Origin of the sequence: Paenibacillus lentimorbus NRRL B-30488 (genome assembly GCF_000411595.1) — a bacterium.
Lineage (GTDB): Bacteria > Bacillota > Bacilli > Bacillales > Bacillaceae > Bacillus > Bacillus velezensis.
In genome coordinates this window covers 27,798-49,340 of the sequence record NZ_ANAT01000026.1, presented here as the reverse complement: position 1 = coordinate 49,340, position 21,543 = coordinate 27,798, and the positions used below count along the sequence as shown (strand labels likewise).

The window sequence follows — 21,543 nt, the reverse complement described above, 5'->3', positions numbered from 1 at the left end:
GGCATGTGTGTCCGGCTTTTTTACTTGCAATAAAAGATTGACAGTTTGATTCCTCCTTAACTATAATGAAGTTGTTCGTACAAATAAAAGAATAAAAGTTTTATTATTTATATTCGTACGTATATTTATTTAAAAATGCAAGCGCTTTATTTTGATGGGAAGGGGAAATGAATGTGCTTCAGAACAAAGAATATGAATTTTGGTTTGTAACGGGAAGCCAGCACTTATACGGAGAGGAAACGCTGCAGCTTGTCGATAAACACGCAAAGGGAATATGTGATGGTCTCAGCGGGGTGTCATCAAGATACAAGATCAGGCATAAACCGGTTGTCACGTCATCTGAAACGATCAGAGAGGTTTTGCGGGAAGCGCAGTATCAAGAAAACTGTGCCGGGGTCGTGACATGGATGCATACATTTTCCCCTGCGAAAATGTGGATTGAAGGTCTTTCCGCTTTTCAAAAGCCGATGCTTCATCTGCATACCCAATATCACCGCGACATCCCGTGGGAAACGATTGATATGGACTTTATGAACAGCAACCAATCCGCTCACGGAGACCGGGAATACGGATATATCCAGTCAAGAATGGGGCAGACGAGAAAAGTCATCGCAGGCTATTGGGATGATGAGGAAGTCAAACATGACATTTCGCAATGGATGAACACGGCTGCCGCTTGGAATGAAAGCAGGAATATTAAAGTAGCCCGGTTCGGCGACAATATGCGGAATGTGGCGGTTACTGACGGAGACAAAGTCGGCGCCCACATCCAATTCGGCTGGCAGGTTGACGGGTACGGAATCGGCGATCTTACCGAGGTGATGAACAACGTCACTGACGCAGAAATTGAGGCGCTTTATGAGGAATACGACAAATTGTATGTCATCAGCGACGAAACGAAGCGGGATGAAGCAAAAGTTGCTTCCATTAAAGAACAGGCGAAAATTGAACTCGGATTAACGGCCTTTCTCGAACGGGGCGAATATACAGCGTTTTCGACCTCCTTTGAAGTTTTGCACGGAATGAAGCAGCTTCCGGGTCTTGCCGTTCAGCGTCTCATGGAAAAAGGGTACGGATTTGCCGGCGAAGGCGATTGGAAAACGGCTGCCCTTGTGCGAATGATGAAAATAATGGCGGACGGAGAACAAACCTCCTTCATGGAAGATTATACGTACCATTTTGAACCGGGTCATGCGATGATTCTCGGATCACATATGCTTGAAGTATGTCCGACGATCGCTCTTGATCAGCCGAAAATCGAAGTCCATCCTCTCTCAATCGGAGGGAAGGAAGATCCGGCCCGGCTGGTCTTTAACGGAATCGGCGGTTCAGCCATCATCGCCAGCATCATTGATATCGGCGGGCGATTCCGTCTCATTCTGAATGAAGCGGAAGGCAGGGAAATTGATCATGATATGCCGAATCTCCCTGTGGCGCGGGTGCTGTGGAAGCCGGAGCCATCACTGAAAACAGCTGCGGAAGCATGGATTTTGGCGGGGGGCGCCCACCATACCTGTATGTCTTTCCGGCTTACGGCTGAACAGATGCTTGACTGGGCTGAGATGGCAGGCATTGAAAGCATCTTTATTTCCCGCAATACCGAAATACATGAGCTGAAAAAAGAGCTGAAATGGAATGACGTATTATACCGGCTGGGAGGGAATTGATATGGCGTATACGATTGGTGTTGATTTCGGCACATTGTCCGGCCGGGCGGTGCTTGTCAATGTCCGCACGGGCGAAGAAATCGCGTCTGCGGTAAAAGAATACACTCATGCCGTCATCGACCGCACGCTGCCGAAGACGGGTGAAAAACTCCCTCGGGACTGGGCGCTTCAGCATCCTGCCGATTATATCGAAGTTCTGGAAACGGCGATTCCGAATCTGCTTGAGCAGGCGGGCGCTGATCCAAAAGACGTGATCGGCATAGGAATTGATTTTACCGCCTGCACGATTTTGCCGATAGACGGCGCGGGGCAGCCGCTTTGTATGCTGCCGGAATTTGAACGGGAGCCCCACAGTTATGTGAAGCTGTGGAAGCATCATGCGGCTCAAAAACATGCAGACCGTTTGAACACGATTGCCGAAGACACAAAAGAAACATTCCTTAAAAGATACGGCGGTAAAATTTCTTCTGAATGGATGATCCCGAAAATCATGCAAATCGCGGAAGAAGCGCCGCATATATACAAGGCGGCAGATCGGATTGTGGAAGCGGCAGACTGGATCGTCTATCAATTGTGCGGTTCATTGAAGCGAAGCAACTGCACGGCCGGCTACAAAGCAATCTGGAATGAGGAGACGGGGTATCCGCCGGATCATTTTTTCGAAAAGCTCAACCCATTAATGAAAACGATTACAAAGGATAAATTAAGCGGCGCGATTTATTCAGTCGGGGAAAAAGCAGGAGGTTTGACCGAAAAAATGGCGGAGCTGACCGGGCTTCTGCCGGGGACGGCCGTTGCCGTCGCCAATGTCGACGCTCACGTGTCAGTGCCCGCGGTCGGTATTACAGAGCCGGGGAAAATGCTGATGATCATGGGAACGTCTACCTGCCATGTGCTGCTCGGCGAGGAAGAACATATCGTCCCCGGTATGTGCGGGGTCGTCAATAACGGCATCTTGCCCGGATATGCGGGATATGAAGCGGGGCAGTCCTGTGTCGGCGACCACTTTGAATGGTTCGTCAAAACGTGCGTTCCGAGAGACTATGAGAAGGAAGCTGAGGATAAACAAATAGACATCCACGAGCTGCTCAGCAAAAAAGCAGCTGAACTTGTTCCGGGGGAAAGCGGCCTTCTCGCGCTTGACTGGTGGAACGGAAACCGGTCAACCTTGGTGGACGCCGATTTGACGGGCATGATGCTCGGCATGACGCTGCACACGAAGCCGGAAGAAATCTACAGGGCATTGGTTGAAGCGACGGCGTTCGGAACGAGGATGATTATCGAAACGTTTCGGGAAAACGGCGTTCCGGTCGAGGAGCTTTACGCAGCCGGAGGAATCGCCGAAAAAAATCCGTTTGTCATGCAGATTTATGCAGACGTCACAAATATGGACATTCAATTATCCGGGTCTCCGCAGGCGCCTGCACTCGGCTCCGCGATTTTCGGAGCGCTCGCCGCGGGACGGGAAAACGGGGGTTTCTCCAATATTGCTGAAGCATGTGCGCATATGGGGAAATTAAAAGACGGCTTTTATGCCCCGAACCGGGAAAGAGTTGAGATTTATGACAGCTTATATGCTGAATATAAAGAGCTCGTACACTACTTCGGCAAAGAAAACAATGTCATGAAACGCCTGAAAGCCATTAAAAACCGTGATTTTGCGAAAGGAGGGAGCCGCCATGCTTGAAGCGTTAAAAGAAGAAGTGCTCGCCGCCAATCTGAAGCTTGAGGAACATAACCTTGTCACGTTTACATGGGGGAATGTCAGCGGCATTGACAGAGAGAGCGGGAGAATCGTCATTAAACCGAGCGGTGTCGATTACAGTGAGCTGACCGCTGACAAACTGGTCGTCCTGAATGAGGACGGAGACATTCTCGAAGGCTCGCTGAAACCGTCTTCTGACACGCCGACCCATCTTTATCTGTATAAAGCGTTTCCGGCTATCGGCGGAATCGTTCATACGCACTCCCGCTGGGCGACGAGCTGGGCGCAGTCCGGAAGAGACATACCCGCTCTCGGAACGACTCACGCGGATTACTTTGAAAGCGCTATACCCTGCACGAGGGAAATGTATGAAGAAGAAATTGTGAAAGATTACGAATATCATACAGGCAAAGTTATAGCCGAAACCTTTCAAAACGAACCATATGAACAAAACCCGGGTGTCCTCGTCCACAGCCACGGCCCGTTCTGCTGGGGAACGGACGCGCTGAATGCCCTGCATAACGCCGTTGTGCTCGAAACGGTAGCGGAAATGGCCTACCATTCGCTTATGCTGAACAAACAGCTCAGTCCGATCGACAGAGTGCTGCATGATAAGCATTTTTACAGAAAACACGGGGCGAATGCTTATTATGGCCAAACTTGACGCAGCCGGGTTTCTGATTGATTTAGACGGAACCGTATTCAGGGGGCGGGAGCTGATTGACGGCGCAAAAGAAGCCGTTCATACCCTTCAGTCACTGGGCAAAGCCGTTGTCTTTTTAAGCAACCGCGGCAATCTATCAAGAGCAATGTGCCGAAAGAAACTGCTGGGTGCCGGTATCCGCACGGATGAACGGAGCATCGTGCTGTCCTCCAGTGTGACGGCATCATTTTTAAAGAAGCATTATCCTTTGTCAAAGGCGTGGGTGTTAGGGGAAAAAGGGCTGACTGATGAACTCGCTTTAGCGGGTGTCGCCCTGGCGCAAAACCCGCAGGCGGCAGACTGGCTTGTCATCTCCCTGCATGAAACCGTCACCTATGAGGATCTGAATCTCGCTTTTAAGGCGGCTTCCTCCGGCGCGCGCATCATCACCACGAACCGGGACCGCTCCTTTCCGAATGAAGGCGGCCATGCCATGGACGTCGCGGGAATGATCGGGGCCATTGAAGCATCCGCCGGAGCAAAAACGGAGCTTGTCATCGGCAAACCGTCTTGGCTGATGGCTGAGGCGGCATGTGAAGCGCTCGGACTTCCCCCTGAGGAATGCGCCATTATCGGAGACAGCCTCGAATCTGATATCGCAATGGGCAGACTGTACGGAATGAAAAGCATATTGGTTCTGACGGGGTCGGCCAAACTTGGGGAGCCCCGTCTATATGAACCTGACATCGTCCTTGATTCTATTAAAGACCTGACAGAATTAGCGAAGGAGGGAATCCTTTTATGAAACGTTCTCCTGAGGACATTCAATCCGAGTTTAACAAGGAAGGGGCCAGCTGCTCACCGATTCAAATAGAAGATATCGTGATCGGGGCGAATGCAAAAGAAGAGCTTCTCAGATTTCTGCAAAAAAAATGCTGGAATCATCCGGTCCTCGTCTGTGACCGGAACACGTACGAGGCGGCGGGACGTCTGCTTGCGGACGAATTAAGGGCAGGCGGAATCAAAGCATCAAAAGTCATCATTCCGGAGCATGAAGCCGGGGCCGCCGCGGCTGATGAGAGGACATTGGTCTATACGCTGATCAATCTCGCGGAAGAGACGGATGTCATCATTGCGGCTGGTTCAGGAACGATTCACGACATTACGCGGTTTGCCGCTTATCAGCGCGGTTTGCCGTTTATCTCATTCCCCACCGCTCCGTCAGTCGACGGTTTTACATCGGCGGGAGCGCCGCTCATATTAAATGGAATCAAAACGACGATCCAAACGAAAGCGCCCATCGCCTTATTTGCCGATACGAATGTATTAAAAGATGCGCCCCGTTCAATGACAGCTGCGGGCTTCGGAGACATGCTCGGCAAAATAACATCGCTGGCAGATTGGGAGATTTCCCGCAGTCTTGCGGGTGAGCCGTACTCAGAAGCCGGGGCGAAGCTTGTGAAAGACGCGCTTTGGCAGTGCATTGATCACCGCGCTGACATTGCCATGGGAACGGAGGCCGGCATTCAGGTTCTGATGGAAGCGCTGATCGTTTCGGGTCTTGTCATGCTTGCGCTTGACCACTCCCGCCCCGCCTCAGGAGGAGAGCATCACATCTCGCATTGGATTGAGATGGAAATGCTGAAGGCAAAACAGCCTCCGATTCTCCACGGTGCGAAGGTCGGCTGTGCGTGCGCGGTGCTGAGTGATATTTACAAAGAACTGGCTTGTCACGAAAAGCTTGCTGAACTGCCGCCGCACTTTCGCGAGGCGATTCAGTCCGCATATGAAGGGCTTCCCGACGGCAAAACAATTGCCGGGTGGCTCGCATCTGCGGGAGGTCCCGCCTGTTTCGATGAGATCGGTGTAAAAAAGGACCTTGTCAGCGATGCGCTTAAGCATGCGCACACACTGCGAGACCGTTATACCGGTTTAACCATCATAAATGAAAATGCAGCGCTCTTTGCACATCATTTGCATCAATAGCCGCACGGCCTAAAGTGGAAGGGGTAATGACATGAAAAAACAACCGCTGTATGTTTGGTGCTGATGATGCTCTTCTTGTTTACCGCCGGCTGTTCACAAGAACGGACTGCCGGCCGGCCGGGAGAAACGGAGCTGACGTTTTGGACGTTTAACGGTCTGCACGAACAGTTTTATCAGGAAATGGTCAAAGAATGGAATCAGAAGTATCCGGATCGCAAAATCAAGCTGAATACCGTTGTTTATCCTTATGGACAAATGCATGATAATTTATCGGTTTCGCTGATCGCGGGTGAGGGGCTTCCCGATATAGCCGACGTGGAATTAAGCCGGTTCTCGAACTTTCTGAAGGGGAAGGATATCCCGCTTGCCGATCTGACGCCGCTGATTGAAAAAGACCGCGATAAGTTTGTGGAAGCGCGTCTGGCCTTATACAGCAAAAACGGAAAATTGTACGGCCTTGATACACATGTGGGGACGACCGTCATGTTTTACAACATGGATATCATGAAAAAAGCGGGCGTTGATCCCGCCTCCATTAAGACATGGGAAGATTACCGGCGGGCAGGGAAAAAAGTGCGTGAAGCCGCTGGGAAACCGATGGGAACGGTTGAAACAAACGACTCCGCCACATTCCTATCCATGATTTCGCAGCAAGGGTCAGGCTACTACAGCAAAAACGGAAAATTGATTCTGAACAGCAAGACGAATACAGATACACTGAATGATGTAAAAGACATGGTAAATGATAAAACCCTTCTGCCGGCTCCCGGCGGCGGCCATCACAGCGAAGAATACTACGGTTTTATGAATCAGGGCGGGGCAGCCTCCGTGCTGATGCCCATTTGGTACATGGGACGGTTTATCGATTATATGCCTGATTTAAAAGGAAAAATGGCGATTTACCCTATGCCGGCCTGGAAAGAAGGCGGTGACAGATCAGCGGGTTTAGGCGGAACAGCCACCGTCGTGCCGAAGCAGGCTGAACATCTGGAGCTCGCGAAAGAATTTCTCGGATTTGCGAAAGGTTCAAAGGAAGGGAACATAAAGCTGTGGACGGTGCTCGGCTTTGACCCGCTCCGCTGGGACGTGTGGGATTCAAAAGAATTGAAGGAGAAAAACAAGTACACGGATTTCTTCCGGAACGGTACGTCAATTTTTTCCTCGCTTCTTGAAATAAAAGATGAGATCAATCCGATTTATCTGCATGAAGACTTCTCTAAAGCGGCTGATCTCGTTGTCAGACAGGTGCTGTTCGATGCGCTGAAGACGCAGGAAAAAACACCTGAGGAAGCCTTGGACGAGGCGGCAGAGCAATTGGAAAAATAGGAGAAGCCGCCCTATTTAACAGTGAAAGCGGGGGAGCTTTTATGAGACCTGTAAAGACAGAGACAGCGCAAACCGTTTCTGCAGTCCGGAAGAAGCCGCGCCGGCGCAATGTGCTGTATTCAAAAAAAGCGGCGCCTTATCTTTTTACGGCGCCATTTATCATTTCGTTTCTCGTTTTCTTTTTGTATCCGATCATCAGCGTGTTTATCATGAGCTTTCAGCGGATACTGCCGGGAGAAATGACATTTGTCGGGTTTTCCAATTATACCGCTCTTCTTAATCCAACCTTTTATACGGCATTATTTAACACATTGGAATATACTTTCTGGACGCTGATCGTGCTGATTCCGGTGCCGCTTCTTTTGGCGGTGATTCTGAATTCGAAGCTCGTCAGGTTCAGAAATGTGTTTAAATCGGCTCTGTTTGTACCGGCTTTAACATCGACGATCGTAGCGGGGATTATTTTCCGGCTGATGTTCGGAGAAATGAATACGTCGCTTGCAAACGAGCTGATGATGAAGCTTGGCGCATCACCCCAAAACTGGCTCAACAACAAAGGTACCGGCATGTTTTTAATGGTGCTGCTTGCGTCATGGAGGTGGATGGGCATTAACATTCTTTACTTTCTGGCCGGATTGCAAAACGTGCCGAAAGAATTGTATGAGGCGGCTGAAATTGACGGGGCAAGTACGTGGAAAAAGTTCCGGCATATCACCCTTCCATTTTTAAAGCCGGTGTCCGTTTATGTGTTAACGATCAGTATTATCGGCGGTTTCAGAATGTTTGAGGAAAGCTATGTGCTTTGGCAGAATAATTCCCCGGGCAATATCGGCCTCACGCTTGTCGGTTATTTATATCAGCAGGGGCTTGCATACAACGAAATGGGGTACGGGGCCGCAATCGGAATTGTGCTTTTGCTTGTCATCTTACTAGTCAGCCTTGTTTCACTGAAACTGTCCGGTTCGTTTAAAGGGGAGGGATAAGCGTTGCGTAACAATCACATGTTTTCCGTGTACAGAGTCGCGTTTACCTTGTTTTTTATCATGCTGAGCCTGCTGTATATCTTTCCGATGATCTGTCTATTGCTCGGTTCTTTAAAGCCGTCATCTGAGCTGATGCGCATCGGGCTGAATCTGCGTCTTGATCCGGATGTGATGAGCCTTGATAACTACACCTATTTGTTCAACGGGGGGAGCATTTATTTCAAATGGTTTTTTAACAGCCTGCTGCTCGGCGTCCTCACCACGGTTCTCACGCTGTTTTTTTCCTCTTTGATCGGCTACGGACTCGGTGTCTACGAGTTTAAAGGCAGAAATATTATTTTCGTTCTTGTGCTGATCATTATGATGGTGCCTCTTGAAGTGATGATGCTTCCGTTGTTCAAATTGACGGTGGGTCTTCATTTGATCGATTCTTATACGGGGGTGATTCTGCCGTTTATTGTGTCGCCTGTCGCCGTGTTCTTTTTCCGGCAATATGCGCTCGGACTGCCGAAGGATCTGCTTGATTCAGCGAGAATGGACGGCTGCACCGAATTCGGCATTTTTTTCAGAATTATGGCGCCGCTCATGAAACCGGCATTCGGAGCAATGATCATTCTTCAATCTTTAAACAGCTGGAATAACTTTTTATGGCCGCTGATCGTGCTTCGGTCGAAAGAAATGTTTACGCTTCCAATCGGACTTTCAGGGCTGCTGAGTCCGTACGGCAACAACTATGACATGCTGATTTCCGGGTCCGTTTTTGCGATACTGCCGGTGATCATCATATTCTTGTTTTTCCAAAAATACTTCATTTCCGGCCTCACAGTAGGCGGAGTGAAGGGATAGAGAGAGGGAGGAAATGTAATGAAAAAAGCGGGGATTACAGCAGATAAAGAATATATCATCGGTGAAGTGGACAAACGGATGTACGGATCATTTATAGAACATATGGGCCGGGCGGTGTATGAAGGCATTTATGAGCCCGGGCACCCAAAAGCCGACAAGGACGGTTTCAGAACAGACGTGCAGGAGTTAATCAAGGAATTGCAAGTGCCGTTCATCCGCTATCCGGGAGGGAATTTTCTCTCAGGCTACAATTGGGAGGACGGCGTCGGGCCGGTGAAGAACCGCCCGCGGAGGCTTGATTTGGCATGGCAGACGACAGAAACGAACGAAGTGGGGACGAATGAATTTTTAACGTGGGCGAAAAAAGTGAACGCCGAAGTGAATATGGCGGTCAATCTCGGGACGAGAGGGATCGATGCCGCCCGGAACCTCGTCGAATACTGCAACCATCCTGAAGGGTCATACTGGAGCGACTTACGAAAATCGCACGGATATGAAAAACCTTACGGCATCAAAACATGGTGCTTAGGAAATGAGATGGACGGCCCTTGGCAGATCGGTCATAAAACGGCGCATGAATACGGACGGCTCGCCGCTGAAACAGCAAAGGTGATGAAATGGACGGACCCGACGATCGAATTGGTGGCTTGCGGAAGCTCAAACAGCGGCATGCCGTCCTTCATCGAGTGGGAGGCCGAGGTGCTTGAGCATACGTACGAGCATGTGGATTACATTTCACTGCATACGTATTACGGCAACCATGAAAATGATCTTGAGAACTATTTGGCGAAGTCTATGGATTTAGACCATTTTATTAAATCCGTCACAGCCGTATGTGATTATATGAAAGCGAAAAAACGCAGCAAAAAAACGATTCACCTTTCTTTAGATGAATGGAATGTGTGGTATCACTCAAATGAAGCGGATAAAAAAGTGGAGCCATGGATTACGGCCCGGCCGATTCTCGAAGACATCTACAATTTTGAAGATGCGCTGTTGATCGGTTCACTGCTGATTACGATGCTGCAGCATGCGGACAGACTAAAGATCGCCTGTCTCGCCCAGCTTGTCAACGTGATTGCGCCTATCATGACTGAAAAGGGCGGAGAAGCATGGAGGCAGCCGATCTTTTACCCTTACATGCACGCCTCAGTCTACGGGAGAGGGGCTTCAATGAAGCTGCTGATCACCTCCCCGAAATACGACTCGGCGGACTTTACGGATGTGCCGTATGTTGATGCCGCGGCCGTTTACCATGAAGAGGATGAAGCACTGACCATTTTTGCCGTCAACAAAAGCAAGGAACTGATGGAAACGGAGATCAAACTGAGAGGGTTTGAAGATTACCGCATCATTGAGCATATCGTGCTGGAGCATCAGGATATGAAAGCGACCAATCAAAAAAACAGAAAAGAAGTCATTCCTCACTCCAACGGAACGTCTTCGGCAAACGCTGAAGGGATAACATCACATTTTACTCCGCTGTCCTGGAATGTCATCCGTTTATCAGGAAAATAATGTTCCGAAAAGCCGGGCTGCCGCTGCCGGCTTTTTTTACGCAAAAATCATCTCCTGTTATCTGATAATTGTGATAATATTTAGAAAAAGAGAAAAGGGGCTGGGATTAAATGAATGCGATTACAATCGTCATAGCGTCTATATGTATTTTGGCGATCGCCTATCGGCTTTACGGTACCTTTATGATGGTCAAAGTATTAAAAATCAATGATCAGACACCGACTCCGGCCCATGTGCTTGAGGATGGGAAAGATTATGTGCCGACGAATAAGTGGGTATCATTCGGCCACCACTTCGCGGCAATCGCCGCTGCCGGCCCGCTTGTGGGACCGATTCTGGCAGCTCAGTTCGGCTATCTGCCCGGGCTTTTATGGCTGTTAATCGGGGCGGTGATCGGGGGAGCCGTGCACGATATTGTCGTATTGTTTGCATCAATGCGGAAAAACGGGAAAACGCTTTCTGAAGTCGCCAAAGAAGAGCTCGGCCCGGTGGCGGGCTTTTGCACCGGTCTTTCGATGCTGTTTATCATTACGATCACGATGGCGGGGCTGTCCATGGTTGTGCTGCACGCGCTTGAGAAAAACCCGTGGGGAACGTTTGCGGTGGGGATTACGATTCCGATCGCGATGGGGGTCGGCCTCTACTATAAAAAAACGGGCAATCTCAAACTCGCATCAACAGTCGGGTTTCTTTTGTTAATGGCCGGTGTTGTCATCGGGCCGCGGCTGCAGACAACGGCTCTCGGGGACATGCTGACACTGGATGCGAAAACGCTTGCAGTGGCGCTTCCCGTCTATGCGTTTTTTCGCCGCGGCGCTTCCGGTTTGGCTGTTGCTGGCTCCGCGTGACTATTTAAGCAGTTTTATGAAAATCGGGGTTTTTGCCGCTTTGATCGCAGGCGTCTTTTTCGTCAATCCCGCCATTAAATTCCCGGCCGTAACGGAGTTTATTCAAGGCGGAGGGCCGGTGATCGCGGGTCCTGTCTGGCCGTTTATTTCAATAACGATTGCCTGCGGCGCCATTTCGGGCTTTCATGCATTTGTCGGTTCCGGCACAACGCCGAAAATGCTGGATAAATGGAGTGATATAAAACCGGTTGCTTTCGGAGCGATGCTTGTGGAATGTCTCGTCGGAATTATGGCGCTCATTGCAGCTGCCGCTCTTGAGCCCGCCGACTATTTTGCTATTAACAGCACGCCTGAAATATTCCGCGCCCTCGGGATGAATGTCGTCCATCTGCCTGAATTGAGCAAAGAAATCGGGCTCAGTCTGGAAGGAAGGACGGGCGGCGCTGTTACGCTTGCCGTCGGAATGACATATATCTTTACGGAGATTCCGTTTTTCAGTCATTTGGCTTCATACTTTTTTCAATTCGTCATTATGTTTGAAGCGGTGTTTATTTTAACGGCGATTGATGCGGGAACCCGTGTCGCCCGGTACTTGATTCAAGAGTTTTTCGGAGAGGTCTATAAGCCGCTGAAAAAAACAGACTGGCTGCCGGGCTCGATTTTCTCAAGCGCGCTCGCCTGCCTGCTGTGGGGCTATCTTCTGTATTCGGGCGACATCAGTTCCATTTGGGCGCTGTTCGGCGTATCCAATCAGCTTATGGCATCTGTCGGCTTAATCATCGGTGCGACCGTCGTATTGAAAATAGCGGATAAGCGGCGCTATATGCTGACATGCCTGATTCCTCTCGCTTATTTGTACGTGACCGTCAACTATGCGGGTTATTGGATGGTGCGGTATGTGTATTTGAACCCCGAAGCGGCGGGATACAACGTGCTGAATGGCGTTTTATCCATTATCATGCTCATTCTCGGGCTTGTGATTATCATTGCGGCTGTGAAAAAATGGGCGAATGTATGGCGTGATCCGAGTGCCAGACTGGAAGCTTCAATACCCGGATAAATCCGCGGCCGTCCGAACATTGCAGCATCATAAAAAAGCAGAGAGCCGATCGGTCTCTCTGCTTTCATCTTATGACAAATCCGCCGCTTCCAAAAGGTAATCCGCCAAATGAACCGCGCGGACACGGTCTGTTAATCCTTCGCGTAAAATGCCGAGCTGCATTTGCAGAAGGCATCCGGGATTGGCTGTCACGATGACGGCCGCCTCCGTTTTTCCGGCGGCTTTCATCTTGCTGTCTAATATTTTCATAGACATCTCTGACTCTGTTATATTATAAATTCCCGCCGACCCGCAGCAGCTGTCGGCCTTTTCCATTTCTCTGTACTCCGCCCCTTTAATGCTTTTCAAAAGCGTTCGCGGTTCCTCTGACGTATGCATCACATTGCGGAGATGGCAGGAGTCCTGATATGTGACGATATGAGGAGACTGCGCCCGCAGGTTTTTTTGATGGAACTTCAGATCAACCAGTACGGATGAAAAATCTTTGAGCTTCCGGACAAATTGTTCGGCACGTTCCGCCCATCCAGGTTCATCTTTCAGTAAATGAGGATATTCCTGAAGAAAGGCGCCGCATCCGCCGGCGTTTGTAATGATATAATCAGCGCCAAGCGCCTCAAAAGCGGCGATATTCCGCTTGGCCAGTTCTTTTCCCATCTCTTTTTCTCCGCTGTGCCCGTGAAGCGCGCCGCAGCACGCCTGGCCGTCCGGAACCGCGATTTCACACCCGGCCGCCTGTAAAAGCGCCGTTGTCGCATGATTTGTCGCTAAAAACATCGTATCCATTAAGCAGCCCGAGAAAAAAGCGGCCCGTTTTTGGACGGGACCCGCGGCAGGAAGAAAACGCGGCCTTTCCTTCATGTCTTTCCGTTTCGGGGCGGGCGGGAGCACTTGTTCCATTGTGCGCAGATGTTCAGGCAAAACGCGCAGCATACCGGTTTTTCTGACGGCTGTCTGCAGTCCCGATCTTTGGTATATTCCGAGAAGATTCACGGCTGCCTGCATGCGGTTTTGATGAGGGAAAAGCCCGGTGAAGGCGGCTTTCCGCAAGAGGCGCACGCCCGGCTTATGTTTTTATTTTGATGAATGATATCCCTCGCTTCTTCAAGCAGCTGTCCGTAATTGACCCCTGCCGGACAAACGGGCTCGCATGCCCGGCATCCGAGACACAGCGAAAGTGAGCGTTCGACATCTTCATCCGGCTCGATCAGTCCGTCTGTGACAGCTTTCATCAGGGCGATCCGGCCGCGCGGCGAATGGGATTCTTGAAATCCCGATTCGATATAGGTCGGACAGGAAGGAAGGCAGAAGCCGCAGCGCATACAGTTCAGCAATTCACCTTCATCCATGCGGGTTTTGAATTCTGTTTGAATTTGTTGCTGCTCTTTAGCCGTTGTCATTTCATCACCACCACGCGTTTCCTTGATGAATTGGCGAATATTTTTCCCGGATTCAGCAGATTTTGGGGATCAAGCGCTTGTTTGATCGCTTTCATGGCGGTGATGCCTTCTGTTTTCAGCTTCATTTCTAAATACGGCGCTTTTACGATACCGACCCCGTGTTCACCCGTTATCGTCCCGCCCAGCTCAATCGCTTTTTCAAAAATAGCGGCAAAAGCTTTTTCGACACGTTCCATCTCCTCTGTATTTCGGATATCGGTGGTGCACGTCGGATGAAGGTTGCCGTCTCCGGCATGGCCGAATGTGCAGATGGACAAGCCGTATGTTTCTGCAATCTCGTTAATGGCTCTGACCATATTGGCAATTTGTGATCTCGGCACGGTGGCATCTTCCAGAATCGTCGTCGGTTTCAGCCGGGCAAGGGCTGATAATGCGGACCGTCTGGCCTCTGTAAGCGCGAATGCCTCTTCCTCGGTTTCGGCCGTTTGGACGGATACGGCTGCTCCGTTTTTACAGATGGCTTCGATTTTTTCCATATCTCGTCTGACCGTTTCGATGTCACCGTCCTGTTCGATCAGCAGCACCGCTTTTGCATCGGTCGGAAGCCCGATCTTGGCGTAATCTTCAATGACCTGCAGTGTCGGCTGATCCAGAAATTCGAGTGTGGCCGGAATGATTTTTTCAGCGATGATGGCAGAAACAGATTCCGCAGCCGCTTCAATATGTTCATAGAGTGCAAGCAGCGTTTTTTCGTTTCCGGCTTCGGAACCAGCTTTAAAGTCGCTTCCGTCACAACGCCGAGCGTACCTTCTGATCCGACGAAAAGCCGGGTCAGATCATAACCGGCGACATCCTTTGTCAGCTTCCCTCCTGTGCGGATGATATCGCCTGAAGCCAAGACGGCTTCAAGGCCGAGGACATAATCCCGGGTGACGCCGTACTTCAAACCGCGCAGTCCGCCGGAATTTTCATTAATATTCCCGCCGATCGTCGATATTTTCATGCTGCTCGGATCAGGCGGATAAAATAAACCTTTTTGCTCAACCGCACGGATCATATCTTGCGTAATCACGCCCGGCTGGACGGTTGCCGTCAAATTTTCTTCATCAATTTCAAGAATGCGGTTCATATGTTTGAATAAAAGCACAAGCCCGCCTTCAGACGGACATGTGCCGCCGCATAAGTTTGTGCCTGAACCCCTCGGCACGATCGGAATGTCATGCCTGCTGCAAATCGTTAATATACGGGACACGTCATCCGCGCTGCGGGGGGCGATTACCGCATCCGGCATGGCTTGCAGCTGAGGAGCCGCATCATAAGAATACACTAGACGCCCCGCCGCCGAATCATCATAATTCTCCTTCCCGACCGTCCGGATGAACGCTTCTTTTGCCTCTCGTGAAATCATGTTCTCCCAACCTCCCTGATAAGAAAAGCGTTTTCATTTAATTGTAAAGAAAAACGATTCCGCACACTATGGAGAAACATATGAAAAATGATGATATGATTACGTGCTTTTTGTATGTTGATCTAAAAAGCGGAGCGCCAAATAAAAAGCCGTTATGTCTTCGGGATGGTCAAGCTTCATATTTGTCAGTGATTCCAGTTTGGAAAGACGGTAGCGCAATGTATTGATATGAATATGCATGTCGTCGGCGGTGCGCTTTAACGATAATTGCCGGTCGAAAAAGACGCGCAGCGTATCCAGAAGTTCTTCCCGGCCGAGTACATGCTTGAGAACCCGCCGTGAAAATTCCGACCGCGTACCGGGTGCGATATCGGCAATACACATATCCAGTTTTAAATCTTCTTCAAAGACGGCCTGCTTGTCACCGATTCCGGCTGAAAGTGCTTTATCCGCCTGTTCGTATGATTCCGCGAGGCGCTCTCCCGGAACGATCCGTCCGATGCCGGCGGTGACAGGCTGCCCGAAAACGGCGCCGATCTTTTTGATGAGCTGTGTTTTGGAAGCCGAATTTGCTTCATGATTAATGAGAATGCGTTCATTTCCCCAGCGGACAAACAGGTCTTCAGGGCATTCGTTCTGCCAGAGCCGCCCGAGCTCCTCCGCTTTATATTGCTCATAACGTCCTTGAATGAGTATGATCCGGCGGTATGCGTGAAGGTCTGCGCCGATGAGCTTTGCTTTTTCTAAAAAGCCCGGAGACCATTCTTTCAGCTGCAGCCAATCAACCATAAAGGATTCAAGCATTCTCGCACGCCACTGCGCTTCTTCCATATGGCGCGTTTCTTTAATAAACAGCTCCGTCATTTTCCTGAGCAATTCTCCGAAAGGCAGGATATCGTCAGGGTCTCCTGTCAGACCGAACACTCCGATCACCTCATGGCCTGAAAAACGGGGAGGTTCAGTCCTGCTTTTACGCCCTGGAGCCGTTTTTCATCTTCTTTCGTAATGATGACATTCCGTTTTTCGCGGGCGCAGATCAGTGCGCCTTCATGAAACCATCCGGCGCGCGCCTCGTTGGTGCCCGCGATGATCATCCCTTTTGTATCGGCAATAATCACTTCGCGGGTGTACATATGTTTGACTTCGGCAATCAATTTCTTTGCCAGTTCCGGCTGTAACTGCATGGCGATCCCCCTCGCCATTATTATACAAAAAAACCGGGTGTGCCATCACCCGGTTCATGCTTATTGCGCAGGTTTTAATCCGCCTTCAAGTGTTTTGAGCATTTCATTTTTTCTGAGTCTGACGCATGCTGCCAAAGAACTTCGAATAAGACGCCGAGGCCCGGAAGCATTTTTTCTTCACCGCTTTGGATGGCATCAACGATAGTATGCTCCAGCTGATCCTGGTTATTGCCGGTTACATTGGCAATAACGGCGTTGCGTAAATTAAGATCCATTACAACCGCTCCTTTTTCCTGAATGTGATACGCATATTCTTACCGCGCACGCGGTTTATTATGTGCTGTTCTTGAGATATAATAACAACATGCATGAAAAAAGGAGAGCACAGACATAAAGTGAAACGAATCGACTCTGCAAAAAACCAAAAAGTGAAGGACTGGAAAAAACTTCACACAAAAAAAGAGAGACTTAAAACGAATACATTTCTGATAGAAGGAGAGCATCTGGCAGAAGAAGCGCTCAAATCAAAGGGAACGGTAAAAGAAATTCTCGTAAACGATGAGAGCGCCATCCCGGCCGATCTGGACATGAGCATTCCGTGCTACGTGCTGAGCGAAGACGCGTTTTCAGCCGTGACGGAAACGGAAACGCCTCAGCGGATCGCCGCGGTCTGCCATATGCCGGATAAGCAGCCTGATCAGCTGAAACGGCTGCTTCTGATTGATGCCGTGCAGGACCCGGGGAATTTAGGAACAATGATCAGAACGGCAGATGCGGCGGGGATCGACGCCGTTGTCCTTGGTGAGGGAACGGCAGACCCGTACAACGGAAAAACGCTGCGTTCAGCACAGGGATCTCATTTTCATATTCCCATTTTGAAACGTCCGCTTGATGAGTTTACCGCTGAGCTGAAATCACAAGGCGTCGCGATCTACGGCACGGCGCTTGAAAACGGTGCCGCTTATCAAAGCGTGAAGCCTGAAGAATCGTTCGCGTTAATCGTCGGGAACGAGGGGGCGGGAGTGGACGCAGGCCTTCTGCAAAAAACCGATCTCAACCTGTACGTTCCGCTGTACGGAAAGGCGGAATCGCTGAATGTGGCGGTAGCGGCCGCCATCCTCGTTTATCATCTCAGAGGATAGGTTGCGAAAAACCTTGGATTTCACTATAATAGATAGCAATAATGTAAAAACCGTGACAGAGGACGTCAATTTTTGCATACGCTGCCTTCCAGGGAGAAAATGCCGCTGACTGAGAGCATTTTTATCGCAGCACAGAAATTGATTTTCACCTCTCGAGTTGTCACCGGGACCGCGCCAAACGCGCGTAAAGGTGAACCGGAACGATCGTTTCCGTTATGTCAATGAAGCTGTCGGCAGATGAAGTCTGCCTTAAAAAGGGTGGTACCGCGGCCACAACTCGTCCCTTCTCTCAAGGGGCGGGTTTTTTTGTTTTCTGAAAAAGGCATAGAACGGTTTGGTTTACATAAAAGGAGGATGCATGATGGAAGAGAAGCTTAAACAGCTTGAACTGGAAGCTGCAGAAAAAGTAGAAGCGGCGGGTTCATTAAAAGAAGTTAACGACATTCGGGTGCAATATCTCGGAAAAAAAGGGCCGATTACAGAAGTTCTCCGCGGCATGGGCAAACTGTCCGCCGAAGAGCGCCCGAAAATGGGAGCGCTCGCCAATGAAGTGAGAGAGCGAATTGCAGCAGCCATTACGGCGAAAAATGAACAGCTTGAACAAGAAGAGATGAATAAAAAACTCAGCAGCCAGACGATTGACGTCACATTGCCGGGCAGTCAGGTAAACATCGGCGGGCGCCATCCGCTGACGGTCGTTATTGAAGAAATTGAAGATTTATTTATCGGCATGGGATATACCGTCGAAGAAGGCCCTGAAGTGGAAACGGATTATTACAACTTTGAGGCGCTGAACCTGCCGAAGGAACATCCGGCCCGCGACATGCAGGACAGCTTTTACATTACAGAAGAAATGCTGATGAGAACGCAGACGTCACCGGTGCAGACGCGAACGATGGAAAAGCATAAAGGAAAAGGCCCCGTCAAAATCATTTGTCCCGGTAAAGTGTATCGCCGCGACAACGATGACGCGACACATTCCCATCAGTTCATGCAGATCGAGGGTCTCGTCGTGGACCGCAAAATCAGCATGAGCGACCTGAAAGGCACGCTTGAATTGGTTGCCAAAAAAATGTTCGGCCAAGACCGTGAAATCAGGCTCCGTCCGAGCTTCTTCCCATTCACAGAGCCTTCTGTCGAGGTGGATGTAACCTGCTTTAAGTGCGGCGGCCAAGGCTGCTCCGTCTGCAAAAAAACAGGCTGGATCGAAATTCTCGGCGCCGGCATGGTTCACCCGAACGTGCTGAAGATGGCTGGTTTCAATCCTGAGGAATACCAGGGCTTCGCTTTCGGAATGGGTGTGGAACGTATCGCGATGCTGAAATACGGCATTGAAGATATCCGCCATTTCTATACCAATGATGTCAGATTCATTTCGCAGTTTAAACAGGCGTAAGAGGAGGATACACATGTTTGTTTCATATAAATGGTTAGAAGATTACGTTGACTTGCAGGGAATCGACCCGGCCGTGCTTGCAGAAAAAATTACAAGAGCCGGTATTGAAGTTGAGGGTATTGAGTATAAAGGGGAAGGCGTAAAAGGCGTTGTCATCGGACACGTGCTTGAGCGTGAACAGCACCCGAATGCCGACAAACTCAACAAATGCCTTGTTGATATCGGTGCGGAGGAACCCGTTCAGATTATCTGCGGCGCCCCGAATGTTGATAAAGGACAAAAGGTTGCCGTTGCAACGGTCGGAGCCGTGCTTCCCGGCAATTTCAAAATTAAAAAAGCCAAGCTGCGCGGCGAAGCGTCTCACGGCATGATCTGTTCCCTTCAGGAGCTCGGCATTGAAAGCAAGCTCGTGGCGAAAGAATATGCGGAAGGCATTTTCGTTTTTCCGAATGATGCTGAAACGGGAGCTGACGCAATGGCGGCCCTTCAGCTTGATGATGCGATTTTAGAATTGGGCTTAACGCCGAACCGCGCCGACGCGATGAACATGCTTGGCGTGGCTTATGAAGTTGCGGCTATCCTCGGCGCAGAGGTAAAGCTTCCGGAGGCTTCATATGAAAAAGCGGCAGAAAAAGCGGCGGATGCTGTTTCCGTCAAGATTGAAGATACGCAGGCCAATCCGCATTATGCCGCAAAAATCATTAAAAACGTCAAAATCGGCCCGTCACCGCTTTGGATGCAGACGAAGCTGATGAATGCAGGCATCCGCCCGCATAATAACGTCGTGGACATTACAAACTTCGTCCTCCTTGAGTACGGACAGCCGCTTCACGCTTTCGATTACGACCGGTTCGGTTCAAAAGAGGTCGTCGTCAGAAAAGCGGCGGAAAACGAAACCATCGTGACGCTGGATGAACAAGAGCGCAAGCTGTCAAGCAGCCATTTGGTCATCACAAACGGAAAAAAGCGCAAGCCGTTGCGGGAGTCATGGGCGGAGCTGAGTCTGAAGTCCGTGAAGACACCACTGCGATTTTACTGGAAGCCGCTTATTTCGACGGACAGACCGTCCGCAAAGCATCGAGAGACCTCGGACTGAGAAGCGAAGCGAGCGCCAGATATGAAAAAGGCATTGATCCGGCCCGCGTTTTGCTGGCGGCTGAACGGGCCTGCAGTCTCATTCAGGCATATGCCGGCGGAGAAGTGCTCTCAGGCACGGTTGAAGAAAACCATCTGAAAATCGAAGCAAACAACATTCACGTGTCTGTTGAAAAAGTGAACGCCGTGCTTGGCATGGCAATCGCTAAAGAAGAAATCATCAGCATTTACAAGCGCCTCGGGTTTGCAGTCGGTGAAGCTGAAGACGTTCTCGTCGTAACAGTGCCGTCCCGCCGCGGAGATATTAGAATAGAAGAAGACCTGATTGAAGAAGCGGCGAGATTGTACGGGTATGACAATATTCCGTCCACGCTTCCGGAAACGGCCGGCACGACAGGCGGCTTGACACCGTATCAGGCAAAACGCCGGAAAGTGAGACGTTTCCTTGAAGGAGCGGGTCTTTCACAAGCGACCACTTATTCATTAACGAATGATAAAAAAGCGGCCGCTTTTGCGATCGAAAAATCATTCAACACGATGCTTGCTCTGCCGATGAGCGAAGAAAGAAGCATTCTCAGACACAGCCTCGTGCCGAATCTTCTTGAAGCCGTTTCATACAATCTGGCCAGACAGACTGATTCCGTTGCTTTATATGAAACGGGTTCTGTATTTCTGACGAAAGAAGAAAACACAAAACCGGTTGAAAAAGAACGGGTTGCCGGAGCTGTAACCGGATTGTGGCGCAAAAATTTATGGCAGGGTGAGAAAAAGCCGGTTGATTTCTTCGTCGCCAAAGGAATCGTTGAAGGCCTGCTGCATCAATTGAATGTGTCAGACCGGGTTGAATTTGTCCAGTCTGAACGCAAAAACATGCATCCCGGCCGGACGGCAAACATTCTATTGAACGGTTCGCTTGCCGGATTTATCGGCCAGGTGCATCCGGCAATGGAAAAAGAGCTGGATATCAAAGAAACGTATGTGTTCGAGCTTGATCTGCACGCGCTTCTGACCGAGGAAACAGAACCTGTCGTGTATACGCCGATTCCGAAGTACCCGTCCGTCACGCGCGACATTGCGCTTGTGGCAGATAAAACCGTTACAAGCGGACAGCTCGAAGCCGTGATCAAAGAAGCCGGCGGCGCGCTGCTGAAAGAAGTCACCGTATTTGATGTGTACGAAGGTGAGCATATGGAAGAGGGCAAAAAATCCGTCGCCTTCTCGCTCCAATATGTTAACCCTGAACAAACATTGACAGAAGAAGAAGTGACAAAAGTACATGAAAACGTGCTGAAAGCGCTGGAAGAAACGTATCAGGCGGTATTAAGAGGATAAAGAAAAA

At 50.0% G+C, this 21,543-nt stretch carries 11 protein-coding genes and 6 pseudogenes; 13 read left to right on the top strand and 4 right to left on the bottom strand.

All coding sequences use genetic code 11. The features are described from left to right. Nucleotides 1-173 precede the first annotated feature (173 nt). From araA to cstA, 10 genes and pseudogenes are all read left to right on the top strand, one after another. Nucleotides 174-1,667, top strand: coding sequence for an L-arabinose isomerase (gene araA / locus D368_RS14340; RefSeq protein ID WP_128574923.1), 1,494 nt, complete (start codon nt 174-176; stop codon nt 1,665-1,667). Between the two features lies 1 nt (nt 1,668). Further along, nucleotides 1,669-3,354 (top strand): ribulokinase, encoded by a 1,686-nt coding sequence (araB, locus tag D368_RS14335; RefSeq protein ID WP_128574922.1) that lies wholly within the window; start codon nt 1,669-1,671, stop codon nt 3,352-3,354. Beyond that, nucleotides 3,347-4,036 carry an L-ribulose-5-phosphate 4-epimerase gene (araD, locus tag D368_RS14330; RefSeq protein ID WP_003152509.1) on the top strand — a complete coding sequence of 230 codons (690 nt, stop codon included), beginning with the start codon at nt 3,347-3,349 and terminating at the stop codon, nt 4,034-4,036. Before araB ends, araD begins: the two co-directional genes overlap by 8 nt. Continuing rightward, on the top strand, nt 4,014-4,820 hold the full coding sequence (araL, locus tag D368_RS14325) for a sugar-phosphatase AraL (RefSeq protein ID WP_486129269.1): 807 nt from the start codon (nt 4,014-4,016) through the stop codon (nt 4,818-4,820). The genes araD and araL overlap by 23 nt, the downstream gene beginning before the upstream one ends. Continuing rightward, nucleotides 4,817-6,001, top strand: a complete 1,185-nt coding sequence (locus tag D368_RS14320) for a sn-glycerol-1-phosphate dehydrogenase (protein ID WP_128574920.1) — start codon at nt 4,817-4,819, stop codon at nt 5,999-6,001. The genes araL and D368_RS14320 overlap by 4 nt, the downstream gene beginning before the upstream one ends. A gap of 63 nt (nt 6,002-6,064) precedes the next feature. Next, entirely contained in the window at nt 6,065-7,327 is a 1,263-nt protein-coding gene (gene araN / locus D368_RS14315; protein WP_128574936.1) for an arabinooligosaccharides ABC transporter substrate-binding protein AraN, read from the top strand. Nucleotides 7,328-7,368: 41 nt separating this feature from the next. Beyond that, on the top strand, nt 7,369-8,310 hold the full coding sequence (gene araP, locus D368_RS14310) for an arabinooligosaccharides ABC transporter permease AraP (RefSeq protein ID WP_031379155.1): 942 nt from the start codon (nt 7,369-7,371) through the stop codon (nt 8,308-8,310). 18 nt (nt 8,311-8,328) lie between these two features. Beyond that, on the top strand, nt 8,329-9,156 hold the full coding sequence (araQ, locus tag D368_RS14305; protein ID WP_007612991.1) for an arabinooligosaccharides ABC transporter permease AraQ: 828 nt from the start codon (nt 8,329-8,331) through the stop codon (nt 9,154-9,156). Between the two features lie 18 nt (nt 9,157-9,174). After that, nucleotides 9,175-10,674 (top strand): arabinosylfuranosidase ArfA, encoded by a 1,500-nt coding sequence (gene arfA / locus D368_RS14300; RefSeq protein ID WP_071391524.1) that lies wholly within the window; start codon nt 9,175-9,177, stop codon nt 10,672-10,674. Between the two features lie 110 nt (nt 10,675-10,784). After that, nucleotides 10,785-12,582: pseudogene (gene cstA, locus D368_RS14295) on the top strand (carbon starvation protein CstA). 69 nt (nt 12,583-12,651) lie between these two features. On the opposite strand, the pseudogene D368_RS14290 reads toward cstA, so the two are convergent. From D368_RS14290 to sspI, 4 pseudogenes are all read right to left on the bottom strand, one after another. Further along, a pseudogene (locus D368_RS14290) lies at nt 12,652-13,979 on the bottom strand ((Fe-S)-binding protein). After that, a pseudogene (glcD, locus tag D368_RS14285) lies at nt 13,976-15,387 on the bottom strand (glycolate oxidase subunit GlcD). The pseudogenes D368_RS14290 and glcD overlap by 4 nt, the downstream one beginning before the upstream one ends. Nucleotides 15,388-15,486: 99 nt before the next feature. Beyond that, nucleotides 15,487-16,571 (bottom strand): annotated as a pseudogene (locus tag D368_RS14280) (CdaR family transcriptional regulator). A gap of 60 nt (nt 16,572-16,631) precedes the next feature. Beyond that, a pseudogene (gene sspI, locus D368_RS14275) lies at nt 16,632-16,846 on the bottom strand (small acid-soluble spore protein SspI). 120 nt (nt 16,847-16,966) lie between these two features. Here sspI and D368_RS14270 point away from each other — a divergent pair. The 3 genes and pseudogenes from D368_RS14270 to pheT all read left to right on the top strand — a co-directional run bounded on the left by D368_RS14270 (nt 16,967) and on the right by pheT (nt 21,536). Further along, nucleotides 16,967-17,713 (top strand): TrmH family RNA methyltransferase, encoded by a 747-nt coding sequence (locus D368_RS14270; RefSeq protein ID WP_128574919.1) that lies wholly within the window; start codon nt 16,967-16,969, stop codon nt 17,711-17,713. Nucleotides 17,714-18,074: 361 nt separating this feature from the next. Then, nucleotides 18,075-19,109 carry a phenylalanine--tRNA ligase subunit alpha gene (gene pheS / locus D368_RS14265; RefSeq protein WP_003152530.1) on the top strand — a complete coding sequence of 345 codons (1,035 nt, stop codon included), beginning with the start codon at nt 18,075-18,077 and terminating at the stop codon, nt 19,107-19,109. A 13-nt stretch (nt 19,110-19,122) separates the two neighbouring features. Next, a pseudogene (gene pheT / locus D368_RS14260) lies at nt 19,123-21,536 on the top strand (phenylalanine--tRNA ligase subunit beta). The last annotated feature ends 7 nt before the right edge of the window (nt 21,537-21,543 follow it).